This window comes from Sphingobium cyanobacteriorum (assembly GCF_030580935.1).
GTDB classification, from domain to species: domain Bacteria; phylum Pseudomonadota; class Alphaproteobacteria; order Sphingomonadales; family Sphingomonadaceae; genus Sphingobium; species Sphingobium cyanobacteriorum.
In genome coordinates this window covers 932333-948019 of the sequence record NZ_JAUQOM010000001.1, presented here as the reverse complement: position 1 = coordinate 948019, position 15687 = coordinate 932333, and the positions used below count along the sequence as shown (strand labels likewise).

13 protein-coding genes are annotated in these 15687 nt (G+C 64.2%); 6 read left to right on the top strand and 7 right to left on the bottom strand.

Annotated elements, in window-relative coordinates:
- Positions 1–16: 16 nt before the first annotated feature.
- Positions 17–1549 (bottom strand): cysteine--tRNA ligase, encoded by a 1533-nt coding sequence (cysS, locus tag Q4610_RS04610; protein WP_304534813.1) that lies wholly within the window; start codon positions 1547–1549, stop codon positions 17–19.
- A gap of 294 nt (positions 1550–1843) precedes the next feature.
- On the opposite strand from cysS, the gene Q4610_RS04605 reads away from it, so the two are divergent.
- Both Q4610_RS04605 and Q4610_RS04600 read left to right on the top strand, forming a co-directional pair.
- Entirely contained in the window at positions 1844–2554 is a 711-nt protein-coding gene (locus tag Q4610_RS04605) for a Bax inhibitor-1/YccA family protein (protein ID WP_304534812.1), read from the top strand.
- On the top strand, positions 2554–2847 hold the full coding sequence (locus Q4610_RS04600) for a TFIIB-type zinc ribbon-containing protein (protein ID WP_304534811.1): 294 nt from the start codon (positions 2554–2556) through the stop codon (positions 2845–2847). Before Q4610_RS04605 ends, Q4610_RS04600 begins: the two co-directional genes overlap by 1 nt.
- 161 nt (positions 2848–3008) lie before the next feature.
- Here the strand turns inward: Q4610_RS04600 and polA are convergent, their stop codons facing one another.
- On the bottom strand, positions 3009–5795 hold the full coding sequence (polA, locus tag Q4610_RS04595) for a DNA polymerase I (RefSeq protein ID WP_304534810.1): 2787 nt from the start codon (positions 5793–5795) through the stop codon (positions 3009–3011).
- A gap of 102 nt (positions 5796–5897) precedes the next feature.
- Complete coding sequence (locus tag Q4610_RS04590) at positions 5898–7046, bottom strand: serine hydrolase (protein ID WP_304534809.1); 1149 nt, start codon at positions 7044–7046, stop codon at positions 5898–5900.
- Between the two features lie 176 nt (positions 7047–7222).
- Between Q4610_RS04590 and Q4610_RS04585 the strand changes: the two genes are divergently transcribed.
- Positions 7223–8062, top strand: coding sequence for an alpha/beta fold hydrolase (locus Q4610_RS04585; protein ID WP_304534808.1), 840 nt, complete (start codon positions 7223–7225; stop codon positions 8060–8062).
- Between the two features lie 176 nt (positions 8063–8238).
- Here Q4610_RS04585 and nadB read toward each other — a convergent pair whose 3' ends face one another.
- The 3 genes from nadB to Q4610_RS04570 all read right to left on the bottom strand — a co-directional run bounded on the left by nadB (position 8239) and on the right by Q4610_RS04570 (position 11634).
- Complete coding sequence (nadB, locus tag Q4610_RS04580) at positions 8239–9843, bottom strand: L-aspartate oxidase (RefSeq protein WP_304534807.1); 1605 nt, start codon at positions 9841–9843, stop codon at positions 8239–8241.
- A gap of 212 nt (positions 9844–10055) precedes the next feature.
- Positions 10056–11000 carry an ABC transporter ATP-binding protein gene (locus tag Q4610_RS04575; protein WP_304534806.1) on the bottom strand — a complete coding sequence of 315 codons (945 nt, stop codon included), beginning with the start codon at positions 10998–11000 and terminating at the stop codon, positions 10056–10058.
- Between the two features lie 172 nt (positions 11001–11172).
- Positions 11173–11634 carry a hypothetical protein gene (locus tag Q4610_RS04570; RefSeq protein WP_304534805.1) on the bottom strand — a complete coding sequence of 154 codons (462 nt, stop codon included), beginning with the start codon at positions 11632–11634 and terminating at the stop codon, positions 11173–11175.
- A gap of 107 nt (positions 11635–11741) precedes the next feature.
- Here Q4610_RS04570 and betI point away from each other — a divergent pair, with 107 nt between their 5' ends.
- From betI to ahpF, 3 genes are all read left to right on the top strand, one after another.
- On the top strand, positions 11742–12380 hold the full coding sequence (gene betI, locus Q4610_RS04565; RefSeq protein ID WP_425262528.1) for a transcriptional regulator BetI: 639 nt from the start codon (positions 11742–11744) through the stop codon (positions 12378–12380).
- 141 nt (positions 12381–12521) lie between these two features.
- Positions 12522–13085: an alkyl hydroperoxide reductase subunit C gene (ahpC, locus tag Q4610_RS04560; RefSeq protein ID WP_304534803.1), complete on the top strand. Its 564-nt coding sequence runs from the start codon at positions 12522–12524 to the stop codon at positions 13083–13085.
- Between the two features lie 268 nt (positions 13086–13353).
- On the top strand, positions 13354–14934 hold the full coding sequence (ahpF, locus tag Q4610_RS04555) for an alkyl hydroperoxide reductase subunit F (protein ID WP_304534802.1): 1581 nt from the start codon (positions 13354–13356) through the stop codon (positions 14932–14934).
- Positions 14935–15032: 98 nt separating this feature from the next.
- Here ahpF and Q4610_RS04550 read toward each other — a convergent pair whose 3' ends face one another.
- Entirely contained in the window at positions 15033–15644 is a 612-nt protein-coding gene (locus Q4610_RS04550) for a hypothetical protein (protein WP_304534801.1), read from the bottom strand.
- Between the last annotated feature and the right edge of the window lie 43 nt (positions 15645–15687).

The window sequence follows — 15687 nt, the reverse complement described above, 5'->3', positions numbered from 1 at the left end:
TCAAGGCGCGCGACGGTCAGCCCAGCGTCAGCCGCCAGTCCCAACGCAACGGATCGCCATCCATCACCTCCACCCCGCGCGCGATCAGCGCGTCGCGAATCTCGTCCGACAGGGCGAAATTCTTCTCCGCCCGCGCGGCGGTGCGGCGTTCCAGTTCGGCCTCGATCTCCTCCGGCGTGATCTGCGCGTCCTTCGGCTGCACCCGCAGGTCGGCGCGGGTCAGCGTCATCAGGTTGAGGCCCAGCGCCTGGTCGAAGGCGGCGATCAGGCAGAGTTTTTCGTCCACCGGCACCTTCTTCATGGCCGTCGCCTCTTCCAGCAGGGGCAGGGCGCGCGGGGTCATCAGGTCGTCGGCGATCGCGGCGTCGAACTGTTCCAGCAGCGGCGCCAGTTTAGGGTGCATGTTGGCGCGCAGATAGTCGATTCGCGGCGATTGCCAGGTGACGCCCTCGGCCCGTGCCTTCAGCCCCTCGACGCTCATGACCAGCCGCTTCAGCCGGGTCAGCGCGGCCGCCAGATTGTCCGCGCTGAACTCCAGCTCGCTGCGGTAATGGGCGCCCAGGCACAGCAGGCGGTAGGCGAGGGGATGCACGCCCGCATCGACCAGCGAGAAGAGGGTGGTGAAACCGCCCCTGGACTTGCTCATCTTGCCCTGGCGATCGACCAGGAAATTATTGTGCATCCACCAGCGCGCGCCGGTGAAGCCCGCCGTCGCCGCTCCCACGCCCTGACCGCAGCAGGCATGGAACGCCTGATTTTGGGCGATTTCATTGGGATGATGAATCTCGCGATGGTCGATGCCGCCGGTATGAATGTCGAACGGCTGGCCGAGGCGGGCCTGGCTCATGACCGAACATTCCAGATGCCAGCCCGGCGCGCCCTTGCCCCAGGGGCTGTCCCATTCCATCTGGCGCTGCTCGCCCGGCGGCGATTTGCGCCAGATCGCGAAGTCGGACGGGTTGCGCTTGCCCGCCACCGGATCAATACGCGCCATTTCTGTTTTGTGGGGTGCCGCGTCGTCCCGGCCGCCCGCCAGCGCGCCATAATCGGGCACGCTGCTGCTGTCGAAATAAAGGCCGCTGTCCAGTTCATAACAATGATCCGGCGCGATTTTTTCCGCAAAGGCGATCATCTGCGGCACATAGTCGGTGGCGACCGTCCATTCGCTGGGCGACAGGATGTTGAGCGCGGCGATGTTCGATTTGAACGCCTGGGTATAGTGCGCGGCGATATCCCAGATGCTTTTCGCGCTGGCCCGCGCCGCCGCCTCCATCTTGTCGTCGCCCGCGTCGGCGTCGCTGGTCAGATGGCCGACATCGGTGATGTTGATGATGTGGGTGACATTCAGCCCCTTCCACAACAAGGTCCGGCGCAGCGTGTCGGTAAAGACATAGGCGCGCAGGTTTCCGATATGGGCGTAATTATAGACGGTCGGGCCGCAGCTATAGACGCGCGCATGGTTCGGTTCGATCGGGGCGAAAGGCTCGATCGTGCGGGTCAGGCTGTTGAACAGGCGCAGCGGCGCGGGAATATGCTGGTCGTCGGACATGGTGGCAAGCCATGTCGCGAGACGGCGCGGGGGTCAATCCTTCCCGGACAGCGCGCTATTTGTAATAAAATATTGCCCATGCGCCCCGCCCTTGCACGGGGGCGTTTCCCTCCCAATATAGTCGATGCGGGCCGGGCCCCTCTGGCGACATGGATTTCCCCCCTGATCCTGTCGCGATGTCGGACCGCATCGGGTGTGCCCGGTGCAGGTTTTGCGGCGATTTGCCCCCTCTCGTCGTCGCAGGAGACCGCACCGGGCCACTCGAACCACATTAGGATGGAGTGCGTGTTTCCCATGAATAATCCCGTTCGCACACCGGGCTTTGGCGCCAGCCGGTCGGTCGACACCGATGCCGGTCTGCGCGCGCACATGCTCGGCGTTTTCCGCAATATGGGGCTGGGCCTGGTCATCACCGGCCTCGTCGCCTTCGCGATCGCCAGCACCCCGCCGCTGGCGGCCGCGATCTTTGGTACGCCCTTGAAATGGGTCGCGATCTTCGCGCCGCTGGCGTTCATCTTCTTCTTCAGCTTCCGCATCGACAAGATGACGACTGCCGGCGCGCGCATGGCCTTCTGGGCCTTTTCCGCCGTGATGGGCGTGTCGATGGCCAGCATCTTCCTGGTCTTTACCGGCGGCAGCATCGCGCAGGCCTTCTTCTCGGCCGCTGTCATGTTCCTCGCCATGGCGCTGTGGGGCTATACCACGCAGCGCGACCTGACGAAGATGGGCAGCTTCCTGATCATGGGCCTGATCGGCATCCTGGTCGCCAGCCTGATCAACATCTTCATCGGATCGTCGATGATGGCGATGGTGGTGTCGATCCTGGCGGTGGTGATCTTTACCGGCCTGACCGCCTGGGACGTGCAGCGCATCAAGTCGGACTATTTCGCCTTCGCCGGGCATGAGGTCGCGGAAAAGATGCAGGTCATGGGCGCGCTTTCGCTCTACCTGAACTTCGTCAACCTGTTCCAGGCGCTGCTGAACCTGACCGGAGAGCGTGAATAATGCGGGATCAGGCGGCCGTGTCGGCCATGCTCTGCCCGGTCTGTCATGTCGGCCTCGCCATGACGGACCGGCAGGGGGTAGAGATCGACTATTGCCCGCAATGCCGGGGCGTGTGGCTGGACCGGGGCGAACTGGACAAGATCATCGAGCGATCCGGGCAGGCAAGCGCGACGCCGCCCCAGCCCGCGCCCTTCGCCCAACCCAGCTACCGCCCGGACCGCGACTATCGCAACGACGGGCAGGGCTATCCCAGGAAGCGCAAGAAGAGCTTTCTGGAGGAGCTGTTCGATTGATGGAAGGCCGGTCCGGTTTGGGCCGGCCTTTTTTCTGTTGCTGGCAGCTTGGAAGAGAAAGCGCGATGCCAGCTTTCGCTGGCATGACGAACAAAATTGCTCCTTTCCGTCCGCCATCCCGGCGAACGCCGGCATCTCACATATTCTTCGATTTCAGGCCATCAATGCGCCGCGCCCCAACTCGGCCCCGTGCCGATTTCCACGCCCAAGGGCACGCTCAGTTTCACGATCGGCTCCGCCGCCGTTTCCATGACGCGGCGGATCACGGCGCTGGCCGCCTCCACGTCGCCCTCCGGCAACTCGAACACCAGTTCGTCATGCACCTGCAACAGCATCTTCACGCCCGGCAGCCCCGCCGCTTCCAGTGCCGGGCCCATGCGCGCCATCGCCCGTTTGATGATGTCAGCGCTGGTGCCCTGGATCGGGGCGTTTATCGCGGCGCGCTCCGCGCCCTGCCGTTCATGCTGGACCGCCGCCCTGATGCGGGGGAACCATGTTTTCCGCCCGAACAGCGTCTCGGTATAGCCGCGCTCTCGCGCCTTTTCGATCGTCTCGTTGATATAGATGCTGATGCCCGGAAAGCGCTCATAATAGCGGCTGATCATGTCCTGCGCCTCGTCCGCGCTGATTTCCAGCCGGCCCGCCAGCCCCCAGCGTGAAATGCCGTAGAGGATGGCGAAGTTGATCGTCTTGGCCCGCCCGCGCGTGTCGCGATTGACCTCCCCGAACAATTGCATCGCGGTCGCGGCATGAATGTCCTCCCCGGCCGCGAACGCCTCTTTCAGCGCCGGCACGTCGGCCATATGCGCCGCCAGCCGCAGTTCGATCTGGCTATAGTCCGCCGCCAGGATGACATTGCCGGGTTCCGCGATGAAGGCATGGCGGATCTGCCGGCCGACTTCGGTGCGGATCGGGATATTCTGGAGATTGGGATCGGTCGAGGACAGCCGCCCGGTCTGCGCCCCGGTCAGCGAATAGCTGGTATGGACGCGGCCCGTATCCTTGTTGATCTGCGCCTGGAGCGCGTCGGTATAGGTTGATTTCAGTTTCGATAATTGCCGCCATTCCAGCACCTTGCTGGCGATCGGCGCGCCCTGCGCCGCCAGTTGCTCCAGGATGGTGACGTCGGTGGAATAGGCGCCCGACTTGCCCTTCTTGCCGCCCTTGTAGCCCAGCTTGTCGAACAGGATCGCGCCCAGTTGCTGGGTCGATCCGATCGCGAAAGGCTGGCCGGCGATGGCGTGGATTTCGGTTTCCAGCGCGGCGATGCCAGCGGTGAATTCGGCCGACAGGCGCGACAGATGCTCGCGGTCGACCTTGATCCCGCGATGCTCCATCTGCGCGATCACGCCGACCAGCGGCCTGTCCACCAGTTCATAGACGCGGTTCGCGCCTTCATTGGCGATGCGCGTCTTGAACCGCTTCCACAGGCGCAGCGTCACATCGGCATCCTCGGCCGCATATTCGGTCGCGCGGGGCAGCGGCACTTCGGCAAAGCTGATCTGGCTCTTGCCGGTGCCGACCACTTCCTTGAAGCTGATGCACTGATGATCGAGATGGACCCGCGCCGCTTCGTCCATGCCATGGCCCGCCAGCGATTGCCCTGCGTCCAGGTCGAAGCTCATGACGATCGTGTCGTCATAGGGCGCGATTTCGATGCCGTGCCGGCGCAGCACGGTCATGTCATATTTCAGATTCTGGCCGATCTTGAGGATGGCGTCATCCTCCAGCAGGGGTTTGAGCTTCGCCAGAACCAGGGCCTTGTCCAGTTGCTCCGGCCGTTCGGCGAACATGTCGGTGCCGCCATGACCGACCGGGATGTAGCAAGCCTTGTTCGGCCCCACCGCCAGGCTGATGCCGACCAGGCCGCAGGACACGCAGTCGAGCATGTCCGTCTCGGTGTCGACGGCGACCAGACCTTCGGCATGGGCGGCGGCGATCCAGCGGTCGAGGGCGTCCTGCGTTACCACCGTTTCATACAGGCTGCGGTCGATCGCGGGTTCGGCCGCATGGGGCGGCGGCGGGGGGGGCGCATTGTCGCTCGCCACTGCCGCGGTTGCCGCCATCGCGACCGCCGCGGCCGGCGCGCCCAGCCGATTGAGCAGCGTCTTGAAGCCATGATGCGACAGGAAAGCCTGCAAGGGTTCGGGCGGAATGCCCTTCAAGGCCAGATCGTCCAGCGGTTCGGGCAGGTCCATCGTGTCGTGCAAAGCCACCAGGCGCCGCGACAGCCGCGCCATTTCAGCGTTCGCGATCAGATTTTCCTGCATCTTCGATTTCTTCATGTCCGGCGCAGCGGCCAGCACCGATTCCAGGTCGCCATATTCGGTAATCAGTTTCGACGCGGTTTTCGGCCCGATTCCCGGCACGCCTGGCACATTGTCGACGCTGTCGCCCATCAGCGCCAGCACGTCGCCCAGTTGATCGGGCCGGACGCCGAACTTGGTCATCACATAATCGGCGCCGCGCCGCTCATTCTTCATCGTGTCGTACATGTCGACGCCCGGCTGGATCAGCTGCATCAGATCCTTGTCCGAACTGACGATGGTGACATGCCATCCCGCCGCGACCGCCGCCCTGGTATAAGTGGCGATGATGTCGTCCGCCTCATACCCGGCTTCCTCGATACAGGGCAGGGAGAAAGCGCGGGTCGCGTCGCGGATCATGGGGAATTGCGGGACCAGGTCTTCGGGCGCGGGCGGGCGGTGCGCCTTATACTGGTCGTACATGTCGTTGCGGAAGGTGTGCGATCCCTTGTCCAGGATCACCGCCATATGGGTCGGGCCTTCGGCCTTGCCCAGTTCCTCTGCCAGTTTCCAGAGCATCGTCGTATAGCCATAGACCGCGCCGACCGGCTGGCCATGCTGGTTGGTGAGCGGCGGAAGCTGATGATAGGCGCGGAAGATATAGCCGCTGCCATCGACGAGATAGAGGTGATTCTGGGTCATGGGGAAGGGGGATAGAGCATCGCGCAGAAAAGTGGGAAACGGTTTTCTGCGTCAGCGATGCGACCACAAAATTGCGGGTAAGGCGCGCCCCCTCCAGCCCCTCTATCGCGCCTGATGATTGGCCGCGACCGCCTTTGCCACCGCCTGCATCAGCGCCCAGCGTTCGGGGATGCCCACGGTGGTCGATCCGATCATCACCGCCACGGCATAGCTGGTCCCGTCCGGCGCGGTCATGATGCCGATGTCGTTGAATCCGGTGGAGCGTGGCGGCAAATCCTGGCCCGTCCCGGTCTTGTGCAGATAGGACCAGCCCGGCGGCACCCCGCCCTTGATCCGCTGCGGCCCGGTCTTGGCCTCCGACATGATCGTCAGCAGCAGGCGGGACGAGGCGCTAGACAGCATCTCGTTCTGTTTCAGCTTCGCCAGCGCCTGGACAATCGCGGCGGGGGCGGCGCCGTCCGGCGGATTGGCCAGATATTTGTCGAGCGCTTTCACGCGCACCGCCATCGGCAGCTTCGCGCGGGCGGCGTAGAAATTGCGGCCGATCGCATAATCCTGCCGCCAGTCCAGCCCCGCCGTCGCCGATTGCAGCAGCCGCTCGCCCGGCCCGAAGCGGATGTCCCGGATCATCCGCCGTGCCAGAAAGGCGCGCACGGCTTCCGGCCCGCCAACCGCGCGCAGCAGCGTGTCGTTGGCGGTATTGTCGCTCTGGGTCATCGCCCGGCGCATCAGGTCGGAATAGCTGGTGGTCCACATCCCGTCCTTGAGCATCGCGGCGGTCGGCTGGTGGAACAGGGTCAGGTCGTTGCGCGTGATCGTTGCCGTGTCGGTGATGCGCAGCTTGCCGCGATCCACCGCGTCGAGGAAGGTCATGGCCACCCACAGTTTCGACACGCTCTGTTGCGGGAACAGGGCGTTGCCGTTCCAGGCGACGGTCCAGTCGGCCCCGATCCGCCGCACCGCGATGCCGACCCGGCCGTTGAAGCTCTGCCCCAGATTGCGCACGACATTGACCAGTGCCGGTGGTGGCGTCTGCTGCTGGTCGATATCCTGATAGGGGAGTGGCGGGTTGGCGACGGCACGGATCGGCCATGTATTGGTGGTGGGCTGAGGACCGCCGGGAACAGGCTTTTGCGGGGCAGGCGCGGCGGCCTGCGCACGCGGCGGTTCAGGTGCACTCACACAGGCGGACAGCGCCGCCAGCAACAGGACCAGGCGCGCAGACCCGCCCCGGCGTTCATTCGATGTCATCGGCGTCCCCGCACTCTCTTGGATAGCATAAGGGGCGGGCCGAGCCATGGGCGGCAAGGCCCGTGCGACGAATGAGTCCACAAATGCGATGTAAGGAGGCTGAACGCGGGAACGTGCCCGGACATTGCGGCGCGCGCTCAGTTGCGGTTCAGCGGCAACCGGGCAATAGCGGCGGCATGACGATGCAGATGGACAGGCGGACGTTGCTGCTGGGCGGACTGGCGGCGGGGATGGTGGCGACCGGCGGGATGGCGCAGGCCGCGCCCTTCACATCGCGCCGCATCCTGGTGACGGTGCGCGGGGCGGGCCGCGACGTGCTGCTGATCCCCGGCCTGGCCAGTGGCCCCGCCATCTGGAACGGGGTGGTCGGCGCCCTGCCGGGTTGTCGTTATCATCTGGTCCAGGTGCGCGGCTTTGCCGGCCTGCCCGCCGACGCCAATGGCAGCGGTCCGCTGCTCCAGCCGATCGCCGACGAGATCGCCCGCTATGTCGCTGCCGCCGGGCTGAAGCGCCCCGCGCTCGTCGGCCATTCGATGGGTGGCACGCTGGCGATGCTGGTCGGCCTGAAAGGGCTGGCGGGCCGGGTCATGGTGGTCGATATGCTGCCCGCCGGCGCGGCGATGGTGGGCGGCACGGCCAGCGGGATGGGTTTCCTGGCCGATCAACTCAGCGGCTATTTCACCGGCACGGCGGCGGGGCGGCGTTATCTGGCGCAGATTGTGGCGCGGGCGCCCGGCGCGAAGGGCAGCGATCCCGATGTCATCGCCAATGCGCTGCGCGACCTGGCCAATACCGATCTTGGCCCGCAGCTGTCGCGCTTTGCGGCACCGCTGGCGGTCGTCTATGCGGTCGGATCGGACCCGCAGCAGGCCGCCGCCATCACCCGCCGCTTCCGTGCCGACTATGCGGTAAAGAAAGATGCGATGCTCAAGGCGATCGGTCCCAGCGGCCATATGGTGATGGCCGATCAGCCGGCCCGTTTCAACGCGGCGTTCAAGGATTTTCTGGCGGTTTGACACGCATCAAATCATGGCGTGCGAAACGGTCATAAGGAAAGTTCACGATGCGCTTTCAGCGTGTCCCTCCCCCATCCCTATGGCGCGGCGTCCCGATACCGGATGGCCGCGCCGCTTTTTCAAGGCGAGAATTTCGCGCGCAATGACGGCATTTGGTAAAGGATGCCGGGTTTGCTTTAAGGCGCCAGCACCGTGTCCACCGCCTGCGGCAGCGTTTCGGGATAGTCGAGCGTATAGTGCAGCCCCCGGCTTTCCTTGCGGTGGAGCGCCGATCGCACGATCAGTCGCGCGACCTCCAGCAGGTTGCGCAGTTCGATCAGGTCCGGCGTAACCCGGAAATTGCCGTAATATTCGTCCACCTCCTGCGCCAGCAGGGTGACGCGGTGCTGGGCGCGCTCCAGCCGCTTGGTGGTGCGGACGATGCCGACATAGTCCCACATGAAGCGGCGGATTTCCTTCCAGTTATGCTGGACGATCACTTCCTCGTCGCTGTTGGTGACGCGGCTTTCGTCCCAGGGCCGGATCGGCGGGGGCGGGGGCAGGCTGTCCCAGTTGGCGCGGATATGCCGCGCTGCCGCCTCGCCGAACACGAAACATTCCAGCAGCGAATTGGACGCCAGCCGGTTTGCGCCGTGCAGGCCGCTTTCGCTGACTTCGCCCGCGGCATAGAGGCCGGGCAGGTCGGTGCAGCCATCCAGATCGATGACCACCCCGCCGCAGGTATAATGTTGCGCAGGCACGACCGGGATCGGCTCCTTGGTGATGTCGATGTCCAGGCCCAGCAACCGGGCGTAGATGGTCGGGAAGTGATGCTTCACAAACTCCGGCGGCTTGTGGCTGATGTCGAGATGGACATAGTCGAGGCCGAGGCGCTTGATTTCATGGTCGATCGCGCGGGCCACCACGTCGCGCGGGGCCAGTTCCTCGCGCGGGTCGAAGCGGGGCATGAAACGCTCGCCGCCGCCCGGCACGCCGGGGGGGAGTTTCAGGTGGCCGCCTTCGCCGCGCACGGCTTCGGTGATCAGGAAATTCTTGATCTCCAGATTATAGAGGCAGGTCGGGTGGAACTGGTTCATTTCCATGTTCGACACGCGACAGCCCGCGCGCCAGGCCATGGCGATGCCGTCGCCGGTCGCGCCGCGCGGGGCGGTGGAGAAGAGATAGGTGCGGCCTGCGCCGCCGGTGCACAGGATCGTCGCCTTGCCCAGCAGCGCTTCGACCCGGCGGGTCTTTTTATTGAAGGCATAGACACCCCAGACATGGCCGTCGCCCGAATAGCGTTCGCCATGGCGGGATGTGATCAGGTCGATGGCGACCATATCGTCCATCAGGGTGATGTTGGGATTGGCGCGGGCGGCCTTCAAAAGCGCGATCTGCACCGCATGGCCGGTGGCGTCATCGACATGGACGATACGGCGATGGCTGTGTCCGCCCTCGCGCGTCAGGTCCCAGCGCTTGCCGAACGCCTCGCCGCCGTTGAAGGGGACGCCCAGGTCAGCCAGCCGCTCGATCGCGGCGGGGGCTTCGGACACGACGAACTCGACCGTGGCCCGATCGTTGAGGCCCGCGCCCGCGACCATCGTATCCTCGACATGCGCCTCGAAACTGTCACCGGCGTCGAGTACGGCGGCAATGCCACCCTGCGCCCAGTTGGTGGACCCGCCATCCAGTGCGCCCTTGGCCAGCACCAGCACCTTGCGGTCCTGCGCCAGGTTGATGGCGGCTGTCAGGCCGGCTGCGCCGGAACCGATGATGACGACGTCATGCGTGGTGGTGGTCATTATTCTTCCTGCTCCCCTCCCACTTGCGGGACGGGTCGGGGGTGGGCTTGCGAAAGGGCCGCTTGGGTATGCGACACCACGCCTTCGATATTTGTCATCACATCGTCATTGGTAATAGGCAAGATGTCGCGCGCGGTTTGAAAGGCCGTGCTGGCCCACCCCCCGATCGCGCCTCCCGCTTGTGGGAGGGGGAACTAGAGGCGCTTCATCCGTCACTCGGCCGCCGCCGTCAAATTCAGGAACACATCCTCCAGGTCCGGGTCGCGCGTGACCACGTCGACGATGGCGAGGCCGCCCGCCTGCACGGCGCTCAGCACCTGGCCGGCATTGGCGCGGTCCTTGAGATAGGTGATGGTGAGCGTGCGGTCGCCCGACAGTTCGACCTTCTCGAAACAGGGCGCGACCGGGGCGACGGCCACGTCGCGGTCCACCGTCACCTGCACCACCTTTTCCTGCGCCATCGCCAGCAATTCGCGGGTCGGCTTGTCGGTGATGAGCTGGCCATGGTTGATGATGCCGATGCGGTCGCACAATTGTTCGGCTTCCTCCAGATAATGGGTCGTCAGCACGATCGTCACGCCCAGCGCGTTCAATGCGCGGACATATTCCCACAATTGCTGGCGCAATTGCACGTCCACGCCTGCGGTCGGCTCGTCCAGCACCAGGATCGGGGGGGAGTGGACCATCGCCTTGGCTACCAGCAGCCGGCGCTTCATGCCGCCCGACAGGGTGCGGGCATAGGCGTTCGCCTTGTCCTCCAGATGCACCGCGCGCAGCAACTCCATCGACCGCCGCCTGCCCTTGGGCACGCCGTAGAAGCCGGCCTGGTTCTCCAGCGTCTCGAACGGGGTGAAGAAGGGGTCGAAGACGATTTCCTGCGGCACGATGCCGATCGAATTCTTCGCGTTGCGGGGGTGCGCGTCGATGTCGAAGCCCCAGATGCGGACATCGCCGCCGGTCTTGTTCACCATGCCGGCCAGGATATTGATCGTGGTCGACTTGCCCGCGCCATTGGGACCGAGCAGCCCGTAAATCTGGCCGCGCGGGATGGACAGGTTGATACCCTGAAGCGCACGCTTGCCGCCCTTATAGACTTTGGTGAGATTTCGGATCTCGATTGCGGCATCTGGTGCGGCGGGGGCGGGGCTGTCGGTCATGGGTCAACTCTATGGGGATCGTAAGCGGCGAAGGGAAGGGGGCTGATTGCCCCTTCTTCGTCATGCGCAAACAGGCGCGGCATGACGATCCCTGCGTTACGGCACGACCCTGCCCATCGCGCTCACATCACATTTTTGCCGTTTCCCTGCACGCAATGCCGGGACTGAACATCTAGCGGCAATAGCCCTCCTTCCCGGCCACCACGATCAGACACTCCTGCTTGCCGGCCAGATATTTGAACCCTGTCTCCTCGCCCTTGCCGGGCCGGATCGCCAGATCCTTGCCATCGCGCACGAAGCGGATCGTCGTGCCGTCCGCGACGCCCGTATAATCGCCTTGCCGGTCGAGATTGTCCTTGTTGGTCAGCGCATAATGTCCCGGCTTGCCATCGGGGGAAGGCTGAATGTCGAGGAACAGCCCCTCCGGCCCTGTCCAGCGACCGACCCAGTCGTCGGTGGCCCGGCGCGCGTCGGCCTGCGCGATGTTGGTCGCCACCGCGTCCGCGTCATCGATATTGTCCGCCATCGGGGCGCTCGATGCATTATTGGCAGCCATATCTCTGTCCGGTCCCTTGGCGCAGCCCATCAGCAACAGGGGCGTCAATAGCGGGATCAGGATCGCGCGCATCGTCATATTTCTGTCTCCCATAGGGTGGTTTGACGTGAAAACCCCTGAAACGCCGGGTTCGATCCCTTGCCACCCGCGCGTGCTGCGCCCAAAGGAAGGCGGGGGGAATGATGATGGACGCAAAGAAGGAGAGTCGCGTGACCAGAGCGCGCGAACGGGCGCGGTTCGTAAGGGAAACGCCGGACGTGCGACGGCAGGCGCTGATCGATGCGACGGCCCGCTGTCTGGCGGAAAAAGGTGTCGGCGGAACATCCGTGCGGGCAATCTGCGCGCAGGCCGGCGTGTCATCGGGCCTGCTCACCCATTATTTCGAGGGTGTCAATGCACTGGTCCTGGCCACCTATGCCGATGTCGGGGCCAAGGTGTCGGCTGCGCTCGACGCAGCGATCGATGCGGCGGGGGACGATCCCCGCGACCGACTGCGCGCCTGCCTGCAGGCCAATTTCATGGCGCCGGTGCTCGATCCCGATCTGCTGGCGACATGGATCGCCTTCTGGAGCCTGGTCAAGTCTGATCCCGCGATCGCGGCGATCCATGCCGATGTCTATGGCGGCTCCCGTGCGCAACTCGAATCCTTGCTGCGCGCTGCGGCGCCTGCCATGACCGACGCGCAGGCCCGGATCGCGGCGATCAGTCTGACCGCGCTGGTGGATGGCCTCTGGCTCGAACTGTGCCTCGACCGCTCGGCCTTTTCACCCGACGAAGCGCAGGCAATGGTTGAAAAGGCGATGCATCAGGCGCTCGACATATAGGGTGAAGCGATCGATTAATATGGCGATCTGTAATCGCTTTTCTCACTCACTACATCTCATAAAACCAATTTCCCCCGAATCGCGCCTGTCCCTAAAGAGGGCTTCGCAACCGCAACATTCAATGTGAGGAACAGGAAGCCCATGGCTCTCATCAACACCCCCCTTAAGCCCTTCAAGGCCACTGCGTACAAGGAAGGCAAGTTCGTCGACGTGACCGACGCCGACGTGAAGGGCAAGTGGGCCGTATTCTTCTTCTACCCCGCCGACTTCACCTTCGTCTGCCCGACCGAACTGGAAGATCTGGCCGACATCTACCCGACCCTTCAGGGCATGGGCGTGGAAGTCTATTCCGTGTCGACCGACACCCATTTCTGCCACAAGGCCTGGCACGACACGTCGCCCGCGATCGGCAAGATCAACTATTATATGCTGGGCGACCAGAATCACGACATTTCGAACCAGTTCGGCGTGCTGCGTGAAGGCGTTGGCCTGGCCGATCGTGGCACCTTCGTGCTTGATCCCGAAGGCGTGATCCAGCTTGTGGAAATCACCCCGGAGGGCGTGGGTCGCAACGCAGCCGAACTGCTGCGCAAGATCAAGGCGCTCCAATATTGGGTCAGCCATCCGGGCGAAGTCTGCCCCGCCAAGTGGGAAGAAGGCGAAGCCACCCTGGCCCCGTCGCTCGACCTGGTCGGCAAGATCTAAAAAAGACCTGAAAAGGCCCCTGCCGGACCGGGTCGAGACTGCTCCCCGGCCCGGCAGGGTTTTTATACAGACATTCATCGCTATCTTCGTTCGCAAACGCCGGGCCTTCGGGTCGCACCGCCCGGCGAGCGGATCGTCGCGCGCGCTGAAGCAGTCCCGGCCCGAATGCATCGGCTTGGCTGCTCCAGCTTTTGAGTTTGCCGCGTTTTCCAAGCCAGCAGGCGGTTTCGCCTGCTTTGAAAACGCTCTATCCATGGAGACGCACAAGATGTTGGACGCAAATCTCAAGGGTCAGTTGAAGACCTATATGGCGAACATCACCCAGCCGATCGAGCTGGTGGCGTCGCTGGATGAAGGCGGAAAGTCCCGCGAAATGCAGGAATTGCTGACCGAGATCGCCGAACTGTCGGACAAGGTTTCGGTCGCGACCGGCAATGACAAGCGCAAGCCCAGCTTCATGATCCGCCGTGTCGGCACCGACATTGGCGTGACCTTCGCCGGGCTGCCGATGGGGCATGAATTCACCTCGCTGGTGCTCGCCCTGCTCCAGGTCGGCGGGCATCCCTCGAAAGCCGCGCAGGATCTGATCCAGCAGGTAAAAGATCTGGACGGCGATTTCGCGTTCGAAACCTATTTCTCGCTGTCGTGCCAGAATTGCCCTGACGTGGTGCAGGCGCTCAACCTGATGAGCGTGCTCAACCCCCGGATCAGCCATGTCGCGATCGATGGCGGCCTGTTCAAGGATGAGGTCGATGCGCGCAAGGTGATGGCGGTGCCCACCATCTTCCTGAACGGCGAACCTTTCGGCCAGGGCCGGATGGAGCTGGAACAGATCGTCGCCAAGATCGATAGTGGCGCTGAAGCCCGCGCGGCGGAAAAGATCAAGGCCCAGGACCCGTTCGAAGTGCTGGTGATCGGCGGCGGTCCGGCCGGCGCGGCGGCGGCCATCTATGCCGCGCGCAAGGGCATCCGCACCGGCGTTGCGGCGGAGCGCTTCGGCGGCCAGGTGCTCGACACGATGGATATCGAGAATTTCATTTCGGTATCGCGCACCGAAGGGCCGAAGCTGGCCTCCGCCCTGGAAGCCCATGTCCGGGATTATGATGTCGAGATCATGAACCTGCAAAAGGCCGCGAAGCTGATCCCTGCCAAGACCGAGGGCGACTATCATGAGGTCGTGCTGGACAATGGCGCGTCATTGAAGGGCCGCACTCTCATCCTGTCCACCGGCGCACGCTGGCGCCAGATGGGCGTGCCGGGCGAAGAGGAGTATCGCAACAAGGGCGTCGCCTATTGCCCGCATTGCGATGGTCCGCTGTTCAAGGGCAAGCGCGTGGCGGTGATCGGCGGCGGCAACAGCGGGGTCGAAGCCGCGATCGACCTGGCCGGCATCGTTGCCCATGTGACGCTGATCGAGTTCGACAGCCAGCTCCGCGCGGACGCCGTGTTGCAGCGCAAGCTCGCCAGCCTGCCCAATGTGAAGATCATCACATCGGCGCTGACCACCAAGGTGGACGGCAATGGTGAGCGGGTGACGGGCCTGTCCTACAAGGATCGCAACAGCGGCACCGAGCATGACGTGGAACTGGAAGGCATCTTCGTCCAGATCGGCCTTGTCCCCAACACGGAATGGCTCAAGGATGCGATCGCCCTGTCGCCCCGTGGCGAGATAGAGATCGACGCGCGCGGCGAAACCAGCCAGCCGGGCATCTTTGCGGCGGGTGACTGCACCACCGTGCCATACAAGCAGATCGTGATCGCCATGGGCGCGGGATCGACGGCGGCGCTGTCTGCCTTCGATTATCTCATCCGCCTGCCTGCCAGTGAGGACGCGGCCCAGGCGGCCTGATCCCCCTGACAGGCGTGACAAACAGCAGCGGCCGATCCGGCTGATCGGGTCGGCCGCTGCATTTCAGTCATTTCGGGCGCGCTGCCCCCGTGCTGCGTTCAGTTGGCGGTCGCGGTTGGCGCGGTGGCTTCATCCCCCTTGGGCGCAAAGACGCGCAGGCTGCCCAGCACCCTGTCGGCCATGGCCTGATATTGTTCGCTCAGCAATTCGGGATAGACGAAGGTTGCGGTCACGATCGCCCCGTCAGCCTGTTTCAGGAGGCGGATCGAGACATTATTGCCTTCGCCGTCATTGGCGGTGCCGCGATATTCATTGTCGCCGACAAAATCGCCATCTACCCCTTCGGCGCTGTCGTTGAGCGCCTCGACAATCTGTTGCAGCGTCTGGTCGCCGTCATTCTTCTGCCAGAATACGCGCACGTCCGCGCCGGCGCCGGGATCTTCATAGACGGCGCCATCTGCCGTGCTGGCGCCCTTGTCGATGGTCCATCCTTCGGGGAAAGTGATGGAAAAGCCGCGCGCGACATTCACATAATTGCGGTTCTGTCCCTGTTCTTCGGCCTGCTGGGTGGCGACCGCGTTGGCGGCTGCCGCATTGGCGGCCGCGGCCAGTTCCTCCTGGCTTGGCATGTCCCCCACAGGCTCGGTGCGGCCGCAGGCGGCGAGCAGCAGGATGGGCAGGCAGGCGGCGATCAGGGGCGCATGTTTCATGCTTCGTGCCAAAGCATAGCCGCCGCCTGATTTCAACGTCGCA

Bases quoted from the DNA above. Each gene is read 5' to 3' on its own strand.
- ahpC (WP_304534803.1), top strand. From the start codon at position 12,522: ATGGCTCTCATCAACACCCCCCTTAAGCCCTTCAAGGCCACTGCGTAC.
- Q4610_RS04585 (WP_304534808.1), top strand. From the start codon at position 7,223: ATGACGATGCAGATGGACAGGCGGACGTTGCTGCTGGGCGGACTGGCG.
- cysS (WP_304534813.1), bottom strand. From the start codon at position 1,549: ATGTCCGACGACCAGCATATTCCCGCGCCGCTGCGCCTGTTCAACAGC.
- Q4610_RS04575 (WP_304534806.1), bottom strand. From the start codon at position 11,000: ATGACCGACAGCCCCGCCCCCGCCGCACCAGATGCCGCAATCGAGATC.
- Q4610_RS04590 (WP_304534809.1), bottom strand. From the start codon at position 7,046: ATGACATCGAATGAACGCCGGGGCGGGTCTGCGCGCCTGGTCCTGTTG.
- Q4610_RS04570 (WP_304534805.1), bottom strand. From the start codon at position 11,634: ATGACGATGCGCGCGATCCTGATCCCGCTATTGACGCCCCTGTTGCTG.
- nadB (WP_304534807.1), bottom strand. From the start codon at position 9,843: ATGACCACCACCACGCATGACGTCGTCATCATCGGTTCCGGCGCAGCC.
- betI (WP_425262528.1), top strand. From the start codon at position 11,742: ATGGACGCAAAGAAGGAGAGTCGCGTGACCAGAGCGCGCGAACGGGCG.
- polA (WP_304534810.1), bottom strand. From the start codon at position 5,795: ATGACCCAGAATCACCTCTATCTCGTCGATGGCAGCGGCTATATCTTC.
- Q4610_RS04550 (WP_304534801.1), bottom strand. From the start codon at position 15,644: ATGAAACATGCGCCCCTGATCGCCGCCTGCCTGCCCATCCTGCTGCTC.
- Q4610_RS04600 (WP_304534811.1), top strand. From the start codon at position 2,554: ATGCGGGATCAGGCGGCCGTGTCGGCCATGCTCTGCCCGGTCTGTCAT.
- ahpF (WP_304534802.1), top strand. From the start codon at position 13,354: ATGTTGGACGCAAATCTCAAGGGTCAGTTGAAGACCTATATGGCGAAC.
- Q4610_RS04605 (WP_304534812.1), top strand. From the start codon at position 1,844: ATGAATAATCCCGTTCGCACACCGGGCTTTGGCGCCAGCCGGTCGGTC.